Below are 18,820 nucleotides of genomic sequence, written 5' to 3' on the forward strand. Positions count from 1 at the left end.
TCTAAGATTCTGTGCATTTAAACTTGTTAAAGGTTACACTAATAGTGACTATTTTTCATATTTAAGGAGGTAGTAATCATCAAACCCATTCGCATTTTATACATCTCAATTGCCGGTAACACCCGCAACTTCGTGCAAAATTTAGAGGACTACGCGGAAACCGAGCACCAAAAAGATGCTAGTAATCCACTAATTGAATCAACCGAAATCTCAGATCAAAGTGACTTTGCTGACGAAACATCACCGTACTTTGTTTTCGTGCCAACCTATCTTGATGGCGGAAACGGAATCGATAACGGAGTTAAAGAACTCATGACCAACACCATGGGCGAATACGTTGCTTACGACCATAACGCTAACTACTGCATGGGAATCGTCGGCAGTGGTAATCGCAATTTTAACGTCCAATTTTGTCTCACAGCCAGAAGATATGCGGAACGTTTTAACGTCCCTGAAATTGCAGAATACGAATTAAGGGGCACCGATCGTGATGTCGTTCGCATTTATCAAACCATGTGTGAAAGAGCCAGAGAGTATAGTAATGAAGTCGCTTTCAAAAAATAACAAATAAGAACCATTTTATGAGTGTATTGATTAGCATTTCACAATTTTATCTGGTAGGATAGCCTATAATTCATGAATATTGTTTCACACTAGGAGGTAAGTTGCATCATGAAAATTATTGTTGTTGGTTGTACCCATGCGGGAACTTTTGCGGTTAAACAAATCTTAAAAGAGCATCCCGATTATGACTTAACTGTCTATGAAAAAAATGACAATATCTCATTTCTATCATGTGGAATCGCCCTTTATTTAGGTGGCGAAGTTAAGGATCCAAAAGGCCTGTTCTATTCTGATCCAAAGGAATTAAAGGGACTTGGCGCCGACGTGCAAATGAAGCACGAAGTCACTAACATCGACTCAAATAACAAGGAAATCACCGTTAAGGATTTAGAATCCGGTGAAAGTAAGACCGAACATTACGACAAGCTCGTAATGACCAGTGGTTCCCTTCCGGTTGTCCCTCCAATCGAGGGCGTTCATAGCGATCACGTCAAGCTTTGTAAGAACTGGACCGACGCTCAGGTACTTTTCGATGACGCCAAGGACGCTAAACGGATCGCTGTCATTGGAGCTGGATACATCGGGGCCGAACTAGCCGAAGCCTATTCCAAGACTGGCCATGAGGTCACTTTGATTGATGGAGTTGACCGGGTTTTAAGTAAATACTATGACCCTAAGTTTACTGACATCGTTGAAAAAGACTACAAGGACCATGGGGTTAAATTCGAAGGAAACCAAATGGTGCAAAAGTTCACTGATAACGGTGATACGGTCTCAATTAAGACCAGCAGTGACGAATTTACTGCTGACCTAGCTATTTTGTGCATTGGTTTCAAACCCAACACGAGTCTACTCAAGGGTCAAGTTGACATGCTTGAAAATGGTGCAATCATCACCGATGATTACATGCATTCATCTAATAAGGACATCTTCGCCGCTGGTGACAGTGCCGCCGTTCACTATAACCCAACCCACAAAAACGCCTACATTCCGCTTGCCACCAATGCGGTTCGTCAAGGAATCTTGGTTGGAAAGAACATCGAAAACGACACCGAAAAATACATGGGGACGCAATCCTCCTCCGGTTTGAAGTTGTACGACCGAAACCTCGCCTCAACCGGCTTAACCATGAGTGCCGCTAAGGCTCAGGGCATTAACGCTCATCAAGTAATTGTTGAAGACAACTATCGTCCTGAATTCATGCCTACCACGACTCCCGTTCTGATGTCACTGGTTTACAGTCCTGACACCCGTAAAATCTTGGGTGGCGCATTGACCAGTCTCTACGACATTTCGCAATCCGCTAACGTGCTTTCGGTTGCCATTCAAAACGAAAACACCATCGACGACCTGGCCATGGTTGACATGCTGTTTCAACCAAACTTTGATCGTCCGTTTAACTACCTCAACATCTTGGGGCAAGCGGCTCAAGAAAAAGAGGCCCAAAACAAGTAATTGTAAGTAAAATAAAATACACCGCAAAAGAGCCCTTAACTATCGTAAGTAGTTAAGGGCTTTGGTGTCACCACTATTTTTCTCTTTCTTTTTCGACATATTCACTAATTCGGTCCATGGCTTCTTTTAAGTTTTCCATTGAAGTAGCATAACTAATGCGAACGTATCCCTCGCCGCCTGGCCCAAATGAACTTCCGGGAATGACGGCTACCTTAGCTTTACGGGCTAAGTCATAACTAAAGTCCATACTATTTTGAATTAAACCATCAGGGATTTTAGCGAAAATGTAAAAAGCGCCATCGGGATTGGCCATCTTAAAGCCCATCGCATTCAATTTCTCGTAGACAAAATCACGTCGCTTTCGGTACTCTTTCTTCATGGCATCAGTATCATTCATTCCGTTTCCAAGGGCTTCGGCGGCCGCAGCTTGCGCGTTTGTGGTGGTTGAAGTGATCGTAAATTGATCGATTTTTTCAAGTTGACTAGTGATGTCTTTAGGCGCCGCCATGATCCCAATTCTCCATCCGGTCATCGCGTGTGACTTTGAAACCCCATTCAATAAAATGGTTTGTTCGGGAAGATATTTAGCGATTGAGGTGTGTTTGCCATCATAAGTCAGTTCGCTGTAAATTTCGTCAGAAATCACAAAAATATCGTGCTTTTTAATCACATCGGCCAGTTTTTGGAGTTCGTCAGGCTGATAAGTTTTGCCAGTGGGATTAGTGGGAAAGTTCAAGACAATCGCCTTGGTTTTAGGGTGATCCCTTAAATTTTGTTCTAATTGTTCTGGAGTGAGGACAAAGTCAGTTTTAGAGGTGTCCATAAAAATTGGGGTGGCTCCCCGCAGTTTAATAATCGGAAAGTAGAGTGGAAAAATCGGCGTTGGAATTAAAACCTCATCCCCAGGATTTAAGACCGATGTTAACGCCGTATAAATTCCGCCGGTTGCTCCAGCGGTCATAATGATCTCCGTCTCCGGGTCGTAGTTTAAATCGTATTTACTTTGTAAAAAGTGCGCTGCTGCATCCCGCAGTCGCTTAGTTCCCTTGGTTGGGGCATAGTGACTCTCATTTTGTTGAATACTTTTAATTGCCGCGTCCTTAACGTGTTCGGGAGTATTAAAGTCTGGTTCTCCTAACGTTAACGGAATAATATCAGGAATCTGACTCACCTCATCATTAAATTTTAAAATCGACGATGGTGATAGCTGCAACATTTCTTGATTCATTTTACTTATTAATGCTTTTGACATTCTAATTCTCCTTTCGATAGACAAAAAAATCCCAGTTAACATTCGATGCTAACTGGGATTAAAAACACATTCGTTATTAGGAATATCCAACGATAATCTGTAATTAGCCTAGTTAGTATCCTTACGGTATCTAATTAGGCCCTCAAAACAACCTTACTTAGATACGCACTTGTACCAAGTAAAGTAAGTATAAAGGTCGTTTTGATGATCAATATGATTATTCATGGAATATTCCTCCTCTTCTTTAATTGCCACTAATTAAACAACTCAAATCACTTTCTGTCAATCATTTTTAAAATATTTATTTCAAAAACGCCATAAAAAAGAGAGCTAACACCAAGGTGTCAACTCTCTTTACACTTAATCTTATTGTTCGTTAAATTGTAAGTCCAAGCTAATGTGCTTACCATCTTTACTATCAATAACACGTGAATCAACAAAAACACTGTTCTTCTTAGTCTTAGTGATGTTGTCCGTTGGGTCAACGTCAACTAAAGTTTGAAAAGCGGCATCAGTTAATTTTGATAGTGGAACGTAAGGGATGAATGGAACACCCAAGTATGAGTGTAATGTTTCATCGTATTGGTCACGCAAAACGTTCATTTGGTCCAAAACGTCTTGAAGGTCTTTCCCAAAATCAGTTACATCCAAAAAGTAAACGTTTCGAACTTCATCAGTTTGTTCCCAAGGTTGGTCGGTCAAGATTGCTGACACTAAATCAGCCATTTTGTCTTCGTAATCTTTAATGTCATCGAGTTTTTCAATAATCTTTTTTTCGCTCATGTCATTCTTCCTCTCAATATTCAGTCTGATAGTTAATGACTATCACTTACAGTAACCATGATATCACATTTAAAGCGACTAATCGACACCTGATCTCCCATTAAGGTGCGGGAAATTGGGTTGGATTCTTTTTGTGAGATTGAGAAATAATGGTAAGATAATGCATATAAACTGATTAAAGGAGCACTCAATCAATGAACAATGAAACAGTTGGTAGTCGAATGGACCGCAATGTCGGAAATGTAGTTATTAACGTTGTTGATAAAAACGGTCAAAATTTGACTAACCCATTAAAATATTCGCAAACTCCCGGGGAAGCATTTTCAATCGAAGTCCCTGACCTAAAGGGATACGTCGTTCAGGGACTTAGTGGCGATCAGAATGCCGTCAGTTACCTCACTAACGTCACCTTTAAACGAAACGTTGATTATCCGGCAAACATGGGTCGGGTCGTGGCCGTCAATCCGAACGAGAATATCAACGGAACTTTTGCAAGAGGAACGCTCACTTATAACTTGGTGTACGCACCAAGTGCACAGGTGGTTTCCCCGGGTGTTGATAGAACAGCACCCAATCAAACGCAGTACCAAAGTGCTCCCAAAAAGAAGAAACATCACTGGTTCCGCTGGGTCGTCATTATTTTTCTAATTATCATTTTGTTGGGCATCTTTGGCTTATACCGTTCAGGAAAGAGTGCTCAGCAACAGGTTAAACAAAATCCGCCCGTGGTGGTTAAAAATTATAACAATAAACCAGAAAATAATGCTGATAATGGTGGCAACAATGGCAGTAATGCAGCTAACCAAAAAACTCAAGATGTTATCGAAAAAGCCAAACAAGAAATCGAACAAAATGCTAGTGAACGGGATAATAATGCTCTTCAACAAATTATCATGACCATCCAAGATGGTATCAATATGATAAAAGCCAACATTGAGTCTTTCATCGGATTCTAATGCAAAAAGAGATCATCACTGATATCAGTGATGATCTCTTTTTGTTTATCTTTCTTTATAAGGCAACATGTACTTTTTAAGGGCTTTTCCGGTAAATGATTGGGGAACTTTTTCCGATCCCTCGGGAATTCCACTGTACAGGACGTTTCCACCGTACGTTCCGGCTCCAGGTCCCATGTCAATCAACCAGTCAGCCTGACTGATTACATCAAGGTTGTGTTCAACGATAATAAGAGAATCACCATCGGCAACCATTCGTTTAAATAACTTCAGCAATCGTTGCGTATCATTCATGTGCAGACCGGCCGTGGGTTCATCAAGAAAGTAAATCTTGCCCTTCTCTTCTAGCATCTGGGCCAACCGTAACCGCTGCAGTTCACCACCGGATAACGTGGTCAAAGCTTGGTTTAACGCTAAATAATCCAATCCAACTTCGCTCATCTGTTTCAAAGGATTGGCGATTTCAGGGACATCCTTGAAGAATTCAGCCGCGTGAGCAACCGACATTGATAAAACGTCGGCGATGTCTTGCTCGTGGTACTTGTATCCCAAGGCTTCCTGACTGTAGCGTTTCCCGTGACACAACTCACAGGTCTGAACAACCGGATCCATAAAGGCCATATTGGTAATTGTGACCCCTTTCCCCTTACAACGCGGACAAGCACCCTTGCCGTTGTAACTAAAGAGTTGGGTTGAAACGTTGTTGGCCTTCGCAAAAAGCCTTCGAATTGGGTTTAAAATGTTGAGATAGGTCACGGGAGTGGAACGAATACTGATGCCGGCTTGTTTTTGCGTCAGATCAACGTAATTGCCATTTAGATGGTCCTTCATGGCCTCCGCTAGTGAACTCTTACCAGATCCAGCCACTCCTGACAAAACGGTCATAATCCCGGTTGGCACCTTGACACTCACATCGTCAATGTTATGCATGTGAACGTGCTCTAAGTTTACAAATCCCTTGGGTTGAAGTGGTTTGGCGAAGTGATGGGGTGCCCTTAACCATTTTCCGGTCAAAGTATCAGAATCCAACACTTCTGGATAACTTCCGGTAAAGGTAATCTTTCCACCGTCAGCCCCAGATTTAGGGCCAACTTCGACCACGTGATCGGCAATCGACATGATCTCTGGGTTGTGGTCAACGATAAAGATGGTATTACCCTTCTTCTTTAGGTTAATCATAGCTTTTTTAATCAAAGCGATGTCATGGGGATGGAGCCCTACACTGGGTTCATCAAAAACGTACAGAATATCCGACAGTGAATTAGTCAGGTGTTTAGCAATCTTAATACGTTGCACTTCACCACCTGATAAGGTGCTGGTGGTCCGATCGAGGGTCAAGTACCCTAATCCAATGTCGATTAAAGGTTTAATCTTAGACTCTAAACCCCGGATGATTTCATCTCCAAGGTTATCTTTAATGGACTCCAAAAAGTCCAAGAACTGAACCAGGTCCATCTTAGAAACGTCGTTAATGTTAAAATCATTAATCTTAACACTCAAAGATCTGGGGTTAAGTCGAGCTCCCTTACATACCGGGCAAACTTCCCGGGTCACAATCTCACTAATGGCTTCTTTGTGGTGCTTACCCTCACGACTGTTGATGATTGAACGTTTGATTCTGGGAACCACACCCTCGTACTGGCTCGTTTTGTAGTAAGCGGGCGCATTGGACAGTTTTTGTTGTGGCGCGTGCATCAACAAGTCATACTCTTCGGGAGTATAATCTTTAATTGGTTTGTCATTATCAAATAAACCACTGTAACCGTATCCCCGCCAACGCCAGGTTCCGGGTCCAAAACTAACGAAGGTAATCGCTCCGTCATTAAGTGACTTTTCTGGATCAATTAACTTTGACTCATCAACTTCATCGACATAACCTAATCCCTGACAGTACGGACACATCCCCTGCGGCAGGTTAAACGAAAAGACCTCCGAGTATCCCACAAATGGCTTTCCAACCCGTGAGAACAGGAGCCGTAATAACGAGTAGATTCCCGTATAGGTGGCAAGCGTCGACCGGGCGTTGCCGGTTAGTTGTTTCTGTTCAATTGCAATGGCAACTGGCAAATTTTTGATGTCACCAACTTGCGGCTGCCCGTACTTTGGGAGATACTGTTGTGAAAAACTAGGAAACGTTTCGTTTAGTTCACGACGTGACATGGCCGCAATCGTGTCGAATACTAACGACGATTTCCCCGATCCGGACTCACCGACAAAAACGGTGATTTCGTGTTTAGGGAGTTTGACGTTAACGTGCTTTAAATTATTTTGGTGTGCGTCAGACACATCAATTGAATCTTTATAATAAGTGTCGACCATGGTTTACCTCACTAATCTTGACGTGTTTTACTTAACTTTCTTGATTCGCTCATCACACAGAACAATGCGAATAAAATCAGTCCGCCGGATACGATAAATAAAGCGGGATAGTTGAAAAATTCAACCATTAATCCACCAAAGAGTGGTCCCACTGCTCTTCCAAGTGACATAAAAATATTAAATAGTCCCTGAAACTTCCCTTTTTGTCTGGGATCCGCCAACGTATCAATCCAAGCCGGAATTCCCGGCAATCCATTCATTTCACCAAAGGTCAAAATGACCATGATAATCACGAAGACGGCGTACCGTTTAGCAAATATTAACATAAAGAAGCTCAGGGCAAAAATGATTACCCCAAAGGCAATCTGCCGACTCATCTTAAACCGGGTACCAATTTTATTAATAATTGGTTGAATGAAAACAATCAATAACCCGTTAATCGTCCACAAGAAACTATAATTTTCAAACGAGATTCCCAACTGGGTCATATGAACTGACATGACACTTTCCCAGAGCGTATAACTCATATAAATACAAAAAACCATGATGCAGATTAGCCAAATCAGTTTTAAACCGCGACTCTTTTTCTCAGAAACATCGTCGTCATCTTGTGAACGCTTAACGGCCGTCGGTTCTGGTCGATGTAATTTAATGTTAAATTCAAAAATCGTCATCAACAACAACACAATGTAAAAACCCGTTGCCACGATGAAAACAATCGAAATCCCGTACTTCATCAAGAAACCAACCAACGCGGTTCCGACAACGACCCCCAGATTAAGCCCCACGTACAACGAATTAAAAACGTATCGCGTACTTTTAGAGGTGATCATCGATGCGTACGAATTTAAGAGCGTCATGCTGGAGCCGTTACCCAGTCCGTACAGCAGTAACATAATTCCAAAAATGGGCCAGCCGTGAAAGAAGATCAAAGTCACAATCGAAGTCATCGTAATTAGGACACTGATGATGGCGGTCTTATATGGTGACCAGCGATCGAAAAGATAACCACCCAGATAGTTCCCAATAATCATGAACATTGACATGGCAAACAGCACGATGCCGGCCGTTGTCAGAGATTCATGAAGGTAATTATGCATGTAGACCGTGGTTAGCGGCCACATAAAGGATGACCCGGTATTTAATAGTAACGAATAGATTAAAACGGTACTCAACCTTAATTCTTTTTTTCTTCCTTTTACCATTTGCTTGCCTCACTTCATTATTCATTTTAATTTTTTCTTTAATTTCAACGCTTACACGATCGACCATAATAAAAGGGGAAACTCAACCGTAGTTGAAATCCCCCTAATAATCAGCAATGCTTACTTTTTTGTCGCATGCTTCTTTTCGTTATCACGCTTTTTGGCAACCAATCCGGCTACCATCGAACCCGCTACCAGCACCGAAACAACACTGGTTAACAGGATTTTCATTTTATTTTTCATGATGAAACTCCCTGCTTTTCTCCCTAATATAGTTATATCTTGTTTGCAACAAAAAAGCTACTTCTTTCTCTAATTTATAATTTTTATAATGTGATTGCCAACCGGTTACACCATTCACACTATGTAACCGCACTTTCAAAGATGAAGTTACCTGTCCCACGCTTAACCAAACTCTCTACTAAAATTAAATCCAATTTTAACTGGGAAAAAACCGATCCTTCTACTATAATTAAGGTCCATAAGGCAAATTAACGAAACGTTAATTGGAGGGAGAAACACATGATTCATATTGTTACTGATTCAACTGCTCAATTAACCCCAGATGAAATTCAAAAAAATAATCTCACGGTCGTACCACTTCAGGTTACCATTGATGGTAAAACTTATGAAGATGGTGTTGACATTACCAGAAAAGAATTCTCCGATCATCTTGCAAACGACAAAGAATTTCCGAAGACCAGTCAACCTTCTCTGGGTCAATTCATTCAAGCCTACGAAAAAATTCAAAAAGAAGATCCAGACGCTTCAATCATCTCCATTCATTTAACCAAGGTTTTAAGTGGAACGGTTGAGACGGCTAGGACCGCTGCCAAACAAGTGGGCGGAGACATCTCAGTCCTAGACAGTGATTCAACTGATAGTGGTCTTACTTTTGCTGTCATACGTGCCAAAAAATTGGCAGATCAAGGCAAGTCTGTTAACGAAATTATGGACAATTTAAAGGCTTTTGTACCAACCATCATGACCTACGTTTTCATCAACAGTTTTGATTACATGGTCAAGGGTGGGCGTGCTAGCCGGGCGGTTGGCTTTATTTCTTCACTAATTCAACTAAAGCCCGTAATTCAACTGACTGAGGGAACTTTAAAACTGAAGTACAAGTGCCGTGGCATCAAGAAAATGACCAAGATTGCCAATCAAGTCACCGATGAAATCATTAATAATAAGGATATTTCCGAAGTTGGTCTTTCATACGTTGACGACGGAACGGCCCCAAAGAAAATTGCCGCTAAGATCAAGGAAGCACGACCTGACATCGACGTCACTTGCCGTCTGACAAGTCCCATCGTTATGACCCACGTCGGTCCCGGTGGATTTGGCTACATCTTCGCCTAACTTAATCCTAACAATTAAGATCGGACATTTATGTTCGGTCTTTTATTATGAAAGGGGAAAATCATGGAATCATCGCTTGTTTATTCGGACTTTTAATGAGCCAATTATGATAAATTAGCGGTTAACACCGTGTCAACATGTGGGTATAATTAAATTATTACATAGAAGGAAGGATTTTTTATGCCATCGTCAACTTTTGTAAATCTCCCCCAGGCAAAAAAGGATCGCATCAACAGTGCCCTTTTAAATGAATTTTCCGCTCATCCCTTCGCTGACGCCCAAGTTGCCAGGATCATCAAGGATGCCAAAATCTCACGTGGAGCCTACTACAAATACTTCATTACTTTAAAGGGCGGCTATGATTACACGCGCAGACTGGTTTTATCAACCATTCATCGACCTTTCACAAATAAAAAGCTTGATGAACTGAAACCAAGCGACTACGTTGATGCCGCCCGTTCCTTTCTAGAAGATAGTGCTGAAAGTGAATACTTTGAATTTATTCAGATGGACATCCTGCATAATCAGAAAAACATTGATGATTCGGCAATCATTAATCTGCCAGCCAAACGGTGGGCCATCACCGTTCTGTGCCACCAGACGATTAAAGAAGCAATGGAATCTCCTAAAGATTCTGAAAAATTACTTCATCGGCTTCAAAAAGTTCTTGAAATTATTTATTAATTAATCCGTACAAAAAGGAGACCCACTTCTGGGTCTCCTTTATTAATTGATTTCAAGCATTAATTAATCTAAAATTCTTCGTAAGTGGCTGGATCTTGGTTGTGGGTTCGACCATCTGGTTTGGTTAACGAATCAATCGTTTCCATATCTTCAGGAGTAATCTCAAAGTCAAAGACGTTCAAATTACCACTCTGTCTACCAGGATGAGCTGACTTAGGAATTGGCAGGGTTCCTAACTGAATCTCCCAGCGTAAAATCAATTGACCAACGTTTTTATGGTACTTAGCGGCCATATCAACCAGAACTGGGTTCTTTAACATCTCACTGGCACGACCAAGTGGGCTCCAGTCTTCGGTTAAAATCCCGTGTTCTTCATCATAGTGACGCATATCAGCCTGATTAAAGTAGGGATGAAGTTCAATCTGGTTGATTGATGGCATGACACCAGTTTCATCAACTAGCTTGTCCAAGTAGTCTGGTAGGAAGTTACAGACTCCGATCGTCCGAATCAAACCATACTGTTGGGCATCAATCAGTGCTTGCCATGCTTCAACGTAGTTCCCCTCTTTGGGATTAGGCCAGTGCAACAAGTAGATATCAAAGTAGTCTAGACCAGCCCGATAAAGTGACTCTTGAATGGCATTAATGGCACTCTTTCGGTCGTAGTAACGGCCTGGCAACTTTGAAGTTACCAACAAATCAGAACGGCGGACGTTCGAATTTTCAATTCCACGACCAACGGCCCCTTCGTTTTCGTAGTTATAGGCAGTGTCAATTAACCGGTAACCCTTATGAATGGCAGAAGTGATCGCCATTGCACCTTCAAAACCCTTTAAAAGATAGGTCCCAAAACCAATCTTTGGAACCTGCATTCCGTTATTTAACGTGTAATACTCATATTCCATGATGAGAACTCCTCTCAATGTGTTTCTACGATTAGGATAGGCGGAATGAATATTCGTTTCAAGCAAGTCGATTTGTGATAGGATAGTAGTTACGATTTAAGGAGTGATAACGTGAAAAAGAAAAACCAAAAAAATAACGGATCCTTTAACTTTCGGGGATTCTTCCATCTAATTCGACAAACTAAACCCCACTACTGGCAACTAATGGTCGGACTGATCCTGGGACTAGTCGCTACCGGAGCCCAACTAACGGTTCCAAAGATTGCCCAGGTCATGGTGAACGACTTCGCCAAGGGCGTGAGTCTAGTCCTGATTTTTGCCATGGTTATTTTATTCGTCTTAAGTGCCCTCATTAACGCAGGCTCAGGAACGCTCCTGGGTTTCTTCGGTGAAGACGTAGTGGCTAACCTTCGAGAACTACTATGGGAGAAAATGGTGAAGTTAAACGTTCACTATTTTGATAGCGTGAAGACCGGAAAAATGACTTCGCGGCTCGTGAGTGACACGGATCAGATTAAAGACTTACTGTCAGTTTCATTTCCCAACACGATTACGTCGATCTTTCAACTGATCGGAGCCTTAATCATCATGCTAATCATGGACTGGCGAATGGCCTTAATCATGTTTATTGCCATTCCCATCGTCATGACCGTGATGCGACCAATCATTCACAAGTCAAGTCAGATTGGGAAGTCGCGTCAGGACCAAATGGCTGATTTCAGCGGAAAGGCGCAGGAAACTTTAAACGAAATTCGCTTAGTTAAATCGTCAAATGCCGAACCGTACGAAACCAACGCTGGTTCTAACCTGATTCACAATCTGTATCGAATCGGTCTCAAAGAGTCGGTCTATGACTCCATTGCGGGACCAATTCTGAACACGGTCATGATGGCTATGATTGTTGGAATCTTGGCATATGGCGCTCATCGGGTTGCCATTGGAGCTATGACCATCGGAACCATGTTTGCCTTTCTAATGTACCTGTTTCAAATCATTGGTCCCGTTAGCATGCTGGGTCGTTTTGTCACTGACCTCTCGAAGGCCAATGGTTCTACCGAACACGTCCGAGAACTCCTCATTGAACCCGAAGAAGACTTTGCGTCAGGCTTCTCAGATGATATTGGCGGTAAAACGTTGCGCCTCAATGACGTTAGTTTTGCCTACGACCCCGACGAACCGGTCTTAAAAAAAGTCAATGTCGCCGCCAAGCCCAATCAAACTACGGCCTTCGTTGGACCTTCTGGAAGTGGAAAATCAACCATCTTCAGTTTGATTGAACGTTACTACCAACCAACGTCTGGCACCCTTACAATTGGCAAGGAAAACATCGAGGACATTAACCTCTCCAACTGGCGGCATCAAATCGGACTGGTTAGTCAGGATTCAGCCATCATGGCGGGGACGATTCGCCATAATTTGACCTATGGACTAGACGAGCAGTTTACCGATGACCAACTCTGGCACGTCCTAAGCCTGGCGTACGCGGAGGGCTTTGTGAAAGAGATGCCCGACGGACTTTCCACTCAAGTTGGTGAACGAGGAATCAAGGTCAGTGGTGGCCAAAGGCAACGACTCGCGATCGCTCGGGCCTTTTTGCGAGATCCAAAAATCTTGATGCTTGACGAAGCCACGGCCAGTCTTGATTCACAATCAGAGGCCATGGTTCAAAAGGCGCTTCATCAACTCATGAAGGGTCGTACTACCCTCATTATTGCTCACCGATTGAGTACCATCGTTGATTCAGACGACATTTACTTTGTTGACCACGGTGAAATCAGTGGACACGGGACTCACGAAGAGTTAATCAAGACTTTGCCCAAGTATCGCGAATACGTTAAAATTCAATTCAAAAAATAAGGAATTCAGCAATGAATTCTTTTTTTGTGTCACAAATCGGGATTTTCCTGTTATACTTTAAGAATTATTTAAGAAATTGGAGGTTACATTTGATGGACAATAAAAAGTTATCATTATTTGCGTTAGTCTTAATGATCTTTACATCCGTCTTCGGATCAGCGAACATTTCCAGAGCGTTCTATCTAATGGGGTATGCCTCAATCATCTGGTACATCCTGGCAGCGCTCTGCTTCTTCATCCCGTTCGCGTTCATGATTGCGGAGTTTGGTGCGGCTTTTTCAGAAAAGCACGGTGGCATCTACACTTGGATGAGCGAATCAGTTAATCCTAAATTCGCCTTCACGGGAATCTCCATGTGGTATGCTTCCGCCATCATCTGGATGGTCAACACCAGTTCCGCCATCTGGGTCCCACTTTCAAATGCAATCTTCGGCGTTGATAAAACGTCAGATGCTCATCTCTTTGGACTTTCAAGCGTTGAAACCATCGGCCTTTTAGCCGTCCTTTTGATGATCGTGATTACGTTCATTGCTACCCGTGGGATCAGTCAAATTCAGAAGGTAACTTCCATCGGCGGGTTTGCGGCAATGCTAACCAATGTAATCCTCATTGTTGGTGGGGCCATCATCCTTTTAATTAACGGACATACCTTTCAGCCGCTCTCCTGGAAAGCCGTCTTAGTATCACCCAATCCGCAATACGATTCATTAATTAATGTCCTCGGATTTATCGTATACGCAATCTTTGCCTACGGTGGACTAGAAACCATTGGGGGCCTCGTCGATCAAACCAAGACTCCCGAAAAGACTTTTCCTAAGGGAATCACCATCTCGGCCATCACCATTTCCGTCGTCTATTCGATTGGGATTTTCATGGTTGGAGCTTTTACGAACTGGAACCAGGTCTTGGGTTCAAAACACAACATTAACCTAGTCAACATCCCCTTCGTTATCATGAATAACTTTGGTTATCAACTGGGGACCGCCCTGAACTTTCCTCATAGCGTCTCCGTTCAAATCGGGATGTGGGTCAGCCGTTACGTTGGGGTTTCCATTTTTCTAGCACTGAGTGGGGCCTTCATCACACTCGTCATTTCGCCAATCAAGACGATCGTGGAGGGCACTCCCAAGGAAATTTGGCCGAGGTTCTTTACCAAAATCAACAGACACAACGTACCAGGCAATGCCATGGTGATTCAGGGACTCTTAGTCATCTTATTCATCCTCGTAATCTCATTTGGAGGACAAAGTGCCAAAGCTTTCTTCAACATCCTGGTTCAGATGACCAACGTGGCCATGGTAATTCCGTACCTGTTCATTGCCTTCTCGTTCATTGGTTTTAAAGCCAACCAGAAAATCAAGAAGCCCTTTGTCTTCTACAAGAATTCACTGGTCGCCAAATTAGCGGTCTGTGTCGTAATGCTAACGGTCGGTTTTGCCATTATTTTTACGATTATCGCTCCCGCTTTGAGTGGCAACTACGTAAGCAGTATCTGGATGGTCGTTGGACCTGTCTTGTTTGGTATTGTGGGTTATCTTTTGTACCACCACTACGAAAAGAAATATCTAAGTAAATAAGCAAAAATGAGACGTCCCTTTGGTGAGGGCGTCTCATTTTTTATTAGTAAATAATACTTTAATTTAAATTCATTACATTCAATAAGAACACAAAGTTATCCAAAGATATAGCGTATACTAGGTGTGTAGACAACTTCAATGATATTTTGATCAAAATAAAGAGAGAAGTAAAAGTCATGAGCAATAGACATTTATATAATTGTCAAGAAGGCTGCCCAGTTGAAAGTACATTACAAATAATCTCTGGCAAATGGAAAAGTGTTATTTTGTATCACTTATTTAAAAGTAAAGTAGTTAGATTTAATTATTTAAATAAGCAGATCAACGGCTGCTCAAAACGTATGCTGGCGCTACAATTAAAGGAACTAGAAAACGATAATATCATTGAAAAGAAGGTCTATCCTGTCGTTCCACCAAAAACAGAATACAAAATCACTAAATTTGGTGAATCACTAAAACCGGTTATTGATGAAATGGAAAAATGGGGAAAACTGTATAATTCAATCAACGACGATCAGAGATAAAAGCTTCAACCACAGTAATCTAATTATCTAGTGAAAATCTTGTAACCTAGTAACAAAAATTACATTATTGTAAAGCATCATTTTCTCCTTAAAATTAACAGTAACTTAAATAAGGAGATTAGATAGATGATGAAAAAGAACATGAAGGCAATTGGCTTTACTAAATATTTATCAATTAAAAATCCAGACAGTCTATTTGAATTTAGTACAGAAGTCCCTACCCCTAAACCTCACGATTTATTGGTTAAAGTAGAGGCTGTATCGGTAAATCCTGTTGATGTTTATACTAGACGCGCCCAACGAAAGCAACTTGTTCATCCTAAGATAATGGGATGGGACGCCTACGGAACTGTAGTTACAACTGGAGCAGAGACGAGCATTTTTAAAACTGGTGATAAAGTTTTTTATGCTGGATCGTATAAACGACCTGGAAGTGACAGTGAGTATCAATTAGTCGACGAAAGAATAGTGGGGCATGCACCCAAAAAACTAAGTATTGAAGAAATTGCTGCGATGCCACTAACCAGTATAACGGCATGGGAAGCAATGTTTGAACAAATGGATATCGATATTAATGATACAGAGGGCAACTCGTCAAAATCTATTTTAGTCATTAATGGATCTGGTGGCGTTGGTTCGGTAGCAACACAATTAGCGCATCTGGCAAATTTGAACGTCATTGCAACTGCAGGAAACGAAACGACTAAGCAATGGGAATTACAGCATGGAACTGATCATGTTGTTGACTATCACGATAACATTGTTGACCAGGTTCATGATTTAGGGTTTAAGCACGTTGATTATATTTTGGAATTAGCAAATCTTGATGCTTATTGGTCAACCATCACAAAATTAATTGGTCCAACCGGAAACATTGCATCCACCACTGGATCAGGTAGAAATTTAAACTTTAGTCCATTAAAATCACGGATGGTAAGATTTGGTTGGGAATGGATGTATGAAAAATCATGGTACCAAACTCCCAACATGATTACACAACACATAATCCTGGATAAAATTGGAAAACTACTTGATGAGGGAAAAATTAAAAGTACCCTCACTAAAACAATTAGTCCCATTTCTGCCAAAAATCTTCGTAAAGCAACCAGTATGGTGGAGTCCCATCAAATGATGGGGAAGGTTGTTGTAAAACGATAATCAAATAATTGATTTGTGCCATAAAAGGCTAATCACTAAAGATTAGCTTTTTTTATTTCCAAAACTCCTTGAAAATAACCCGCTTCGCTTGAAGCTTCTAACTAATGTATAATAGTTATAAGACATCTTTACCGCAAAACACTAAGAGGAGAAAACATTATATGGAATTATTAGTTTCAATGTTTCCGATACTAGTCCCAATAATTCTGCTGGGCTTTTTAAACATGCCAGCTTTAAAGGGAATGAGTGTAACGGCAATACTTGTTATTTTAGCTAGTTTATTGGTCTGGAAAATGCCAATGAAAGCTCTGGCAGCTTCAGCCATTCAGGGAGTCCACAAAAGTCTGACGATTGCTTGGATCCTCCTTGGGGCACTGTTATTACTAAGAGCACTGGAATACACCGGATCAGTGGATCGAATCAACGCTGGCTTTACCAATTTAACCACCGACATGCGCCTACAAGCCATCCTGATTGTCTTTCTGTTTGGTTCCCTAATCGAGGGAGTCTCAGGTTTCGGAGCACCAGCCATGGTCACCGCACCACTGCTAATCGCTCTGGGATTTAAGCCCCTATCTTCAATCGTTTTGGCCCTTGTCGCCGACTCAACGGCCGCCTCGTTTGGAGCCGTCGGGACCCCGCTAACGGTTGGTCTAAGTAACACCGTTAGTACGGCTGAGATGGGAAAAGTCGGGTTAAAGATTGCTAACCTCGAGTTAATCAGTGGGACCCTGGTTCCGCTGATCCTAATCGTGATGCTGGTTTTCCTACTTCCCAACCAATACACCAAGCACCGCTTCAAATCAGTTTTACAGGTTACTCCATGGTGTCTTGCCATTGGTTTAATCTACTCGACTTCAACCATTATCAGTCAATTATTACTGGGATACGAATTAACATCCGTTATCAGCCCAATCATTGCGCTGATTTTTGCCATCTTAAGTATTAAGTTCAACATCTTACTACCAAGGGATGTTAAGAAAAATCCATGGCAGCAGTCCGAAAAAGTAACCATCAAAGAGCCCCGAACCGATATTTCACTAATTAGAGCATGGTTACCATACGTCCTCGTAGTCGTTCTATTAGTGATCCCTAAACTCGTCAAACCGGTTCATAACTGGTTAAACAGCCACGTCAACCTATCATTAACCAACATTCTTGGCTTTAAGGCAATTGACTCAAGCTGGCTCCTTTTAGCTTCACCGGGAACCGTCCTCTTGATTGTTGCCCTACTAACGGTCCTGCTTCGTGAAGAATCATTTCGTTCGTTTTCACACGAAGCGTGGGACGTGGTGAAGTCAATGAAGACCACGCTTCTGACCTTAATTGTGACTTTAATCATGGTTCAGGTCTTTACTAACACCAACTTTAACGGCGCTAAACTTGACAGCATGCCCGGTTACTTGGCATCGTTTATGGCTACGCACCTGCATGGCGTCTGGTTAGCAATCGCACCAATCCTAGGCGCAGTGGGATCATTTGTCACTGGGAGCACGACCGTCTCGACCTTGACTTTCTCATCAATTCAGGCTGATGTCGCCGTGGACGCTGGCTTAGACAAATTTCTCATCCTCGCCGGTCAAGTCATCGGCGCCGCCGTTGGAAACATGATTTGTGTCTACAACATTGTTTCCGTTAGTGGAGTAGTTGGCTTGAAAGGTCAAGAGGGCACGGTGATGAGAAAGACTGCCATTCCGGCGGCGGCCTATCTCTTCTTCCTCATTATTTCCATCTTCATATTCAAATAATTACAGGTAAACAAAAAATCCATCCCAATTCAACATTGGAATGGATTTTTTTCAGATTTAATTATCAAAAATTTTAATCTTTAAACGTCCATACTTCGTTAAGTAAAAAGCCAATAAACCCTAGAATCAGGATTAAATCAGTCCACATGACGGAAAGATGAGAAATTCCAATTATTACCAAAAGAAACACAAGCAGGGTCACAATCCCACCCCAAATACGTTGCTTTGGAGTAATTTCACCCGCAATCTCCATTGCTGGATTCTTAATAAATAAAGTGACAGCCCAAATAATGATACAGAGGGCACTTAAAATAATTAAAATCCAGTCAATGAAACCAATGGGAAAACCATAGATAATCTCTTGGATGCCTTCAACCACACTAGTGCCAAATAAAATCATGGCCATGGCCGTCCACAGTAAACTGATACGACTAGTAAATGCGTTTTTCTCCATATTTAACACCTACCTTTAGA

At 41.9% G+C, this 18,820-nt stretch carries 17 protein-coding genes; 10 read left to right on the forward strand and 7 right to left on the reverse strand.

Going from position 1 to position 18,820, the window contains the following annotated elements; genetic code table 11:
* Positions 1-78: 78 nt before the first annotated feature.
* Complete coding sequence (gene nrdI / locus AC6UD6_RS04690; protein ID WP_500695877.1) at positions 79-564, forward strand: class Ib ribonucleoside-diphosphate reductase assembly flavoprotein NrdI; 486 nt, start codon at positions 79-81, stop codon at positions 562-564.
* Between the two features lie 108 nt (positions 565-672).
* Positions 673-2,019 (forward strand): FAD-dependent oxidoreductase, encoded by a 1,347-nt coding sequence (locus AC6UD6_RS04695; RefSeq protein WP_500695841.1) that lies wholly within the window; start codon positions 673-675, stop codon positions 2,017-2,019.
* A gap of 73 nt (positions 2,020-2,092) precedes the next feature.
* On the opposite strand, the gene AC6UD6_RS04700 is transcribed toward AC6UD6_RS04695, so the two are convergent.
* The gene (locus AC6UD6_RS04700) at positions 2,093-3,271 is read right to left on the reverse strand and encodes an aminotransferase class I/II-fold pyridoxal phosphate-dependent enzyme (RefSeq protein WP_500695842.1); all 1,179 of its coding nucleotides are present in this window, start codon (positions 3,269-3,271) and stop codon (positions 2,093-2,095) included.
* A gap of 366 nt (positions 3,272-3,637) precedes the next feature.
* Positions 3,638-4,054 (reverse strand): hypothetical protein, encoded by a 417-nt coding sequence (locus AC6UD6_RS04705; protein WP_500694103.1) that lies wholly within the window; start codon positions 4,052-4,054, stop codon positions 3,638-3,640.
* Between the two features lie 194 nt (positions 4,055-4,248).
* Between AC6UD6_RS04705 and AC6UD6_RS04710 the strand changes: the two genes are divergently transcribed.
* Positions 4,249-5,010 (forward strand): hypothetical protein, encoded by a 762-nt coding sequence (locus tag AC6UD6_RS04710; RefSeq protein WP_500695843.1) that lies wholly within the window; start codon positions 4,249-4,251, stop codon positions 5,008-5,010.
* 45 nt (positions 5,011-5,055) lie between these two features.
* Here the strand turns inward: AC6UD6_RS04710 and AC6UD6_RS04715 are convergent, their stop codons facing one another.
* From AC6UD6_RS04715 to AC6UD6_RS04725, 3 genes are all read right to left on the reverse strand, one after another.
* On the reverse strand, positions 5,056-7,329 hold the full coding sequence (locus AC6UD6_RS04715; protein WP_500695844.1) for an ATP-binding cassette domain-containing protein: 2,274 nt from the start codon (positions 7,327-7,329) through the stop codon (positions 5,056-5,058).
* Positions 7,330-7,340: 11 nt separating this feature from the next.
* Positions 7,341-8,534, reverse strand: coding sequence for an MDR family MFS transporter (locus AC6UD6_RS04720; protein WP_500695845.1), 1,194 nt, complete (start codon positions 8,532-8,534; stop codon positions 7,341-7,343).
* 120 nt (positions 8,535-8,654) lie between these two features.
* Positions 8,655-8,777 carry a hypothetical protein gene (locus AC6UD6_RS04725; RefSeq protein ID WP_500694107.1) on the reverse strand — a complete coding sequence of 41 codons (123 nt, stop codon included), beginning with the start codon at positions 8,775-8,777 and terminating at the stop codon, positions 8,655-8,657.
* A gap of 279 nt (positions 8,778-9,056) precedes the next feature.
* Between AC6UD6_RS04725 and AC6UD6_RS04730 the strand changes: the two genes are divergently transcribed.
* Together AC6UD6_RS04730 and AC6UD6_RS04735 are read left to right on the forward strand one after the other, a co-directional pair.
* Positions 9,057-9,893 (forward strand): DegV family protein, encoded by an 837-nt coding sequence (locus AC6UD6_RS04730; protein ID WP_500694108.1) that lies wholly within the window; start codon positions 9,057-9,059, stop codon positions 9,891-9,893.
* Between the two features lie 180 nt (positions 9,894-10,073).
* Complete coding sequence (locus tag AC6UD6_RS04735; protein WP_500695846.1) at positions 10,074-10,577, forward strand: TetR/AcrR family transcriptional regulator; 504 nt, start codon at positions 10,074-10,076, stop codon at positions 10,575-10,577.
* 68 nt (positions 10,578-10,645) lie between these two features.
* Here AC6UD6_RS04735 and AC6UD6_RS04740 read toward each other — a convergent pair whose 3' ends face one another.
* On the reverse strand, positions 10,646-11,482 hold the full coding sequence (locus AC6UD6_RS04740) for an aldo/keto reductase (protein WP_500695847.1): 837 nt from the start codon (positions 11,480-11,482) through the stop codon (positions 10,646-10,648).
* Between the two features lie 111 nt (positions 11,483-11,593).
* Between AC6UD6_RS04740 and AC6UD6_RS04745 the strand changes: the two genes are divergently transcribed.
* The 5 genes from AC6UD6_RS04745 to AC6UD6_RS04765 all read left to right on the forward strand — a co-directional run bounded on the left by AC6UD6_RS04745 (position 11,594) and on the right by AC6UD6_RS04765 (position 18,346).
* Positions 11,594-13,339 (forward strand): ABC transporter ATP-binding protein, encoded by a 1,746-nt coding sequence (locus AC6UD6_RS04745; RefSeq protein WP_500695848.1) that lies wholly within the window; start codon positions 11,594-11,596, stop codon positions 13,337-13,339.
* 92 nt (positions 13,340-13,431) lie between these two features.
* Positions 13,432-14,916: a glutamate/gamma-aminobutyrate family transporter YjeM gene (gene yjeM / locus AC6UD6_RS04750; protein ID WP_500695849.1), complete on the forward strand. Its 1,485-nt coding sequence runs from the start codon at positions 13,432-13,434 to the stop codon at positions 14,914-14,916.
* Between the two features lie 176 nt (positions 14,917-15,092).
* The gene (locus tag AC6UD6_RS04755; protein WP_500695850.1) at positions 15,093-15,440 is read left to right on the forward strand and encodes a winged helix-turn-helix transcriptional regulator; all 348 of its coding nucleotides are present in this window, start codon (positions 15,093-15,095) and stop codon (positions 15,438-15,440) included.
* A gap of 129 nt (positions 15,441-15,569) precedes the next feature.
* Positions 15,570-16,598 (forward strand): zinc-binding alcohol dehydrogenase family protein, encoded by a 1,029-nt coding sequence (locus tag AC6UD6_RS04760; protein ID WP_500695878.1) that lies wholly within the window; start codon positions 15,570-15,572, stop codon positions 16,596-16,598.
* A gap of 161 nt (positions 16,599-16,759) precedes the next feature.
* Complete coding sequence (locus tag AC6UD6_RS04765; RefSeq protein WP_500695851.1) at positions 16,760-18,346, forward strand: L-lactate permease; 1,587 nt, start codon at positions 16,760-16,762, stop codon at positions 18,344-18,346.
* Positions 18,347-18,419: 73 nt separating this feature from the next.
* Here the strand turns inward: AC6UD6_RS04765 and AC6UD6_RS04770 are convergent, their stop codons facing one another.
* Positions 18,420-18,800, reverse strand: coding sequence for a hypothetical protein (locus tag AC6UD6_RS04770; protein WP_500695852.1), 381 nt, complete (start codon positions 18,798-18,800; stop codon positions 18,420-18,422).
* Positions 18,801-18,820: the final 20 nt, after the last annotated feature.

Source organism: Fructilactobacillus sp. X8R2C1 (genome assembly GCF_059900955.1).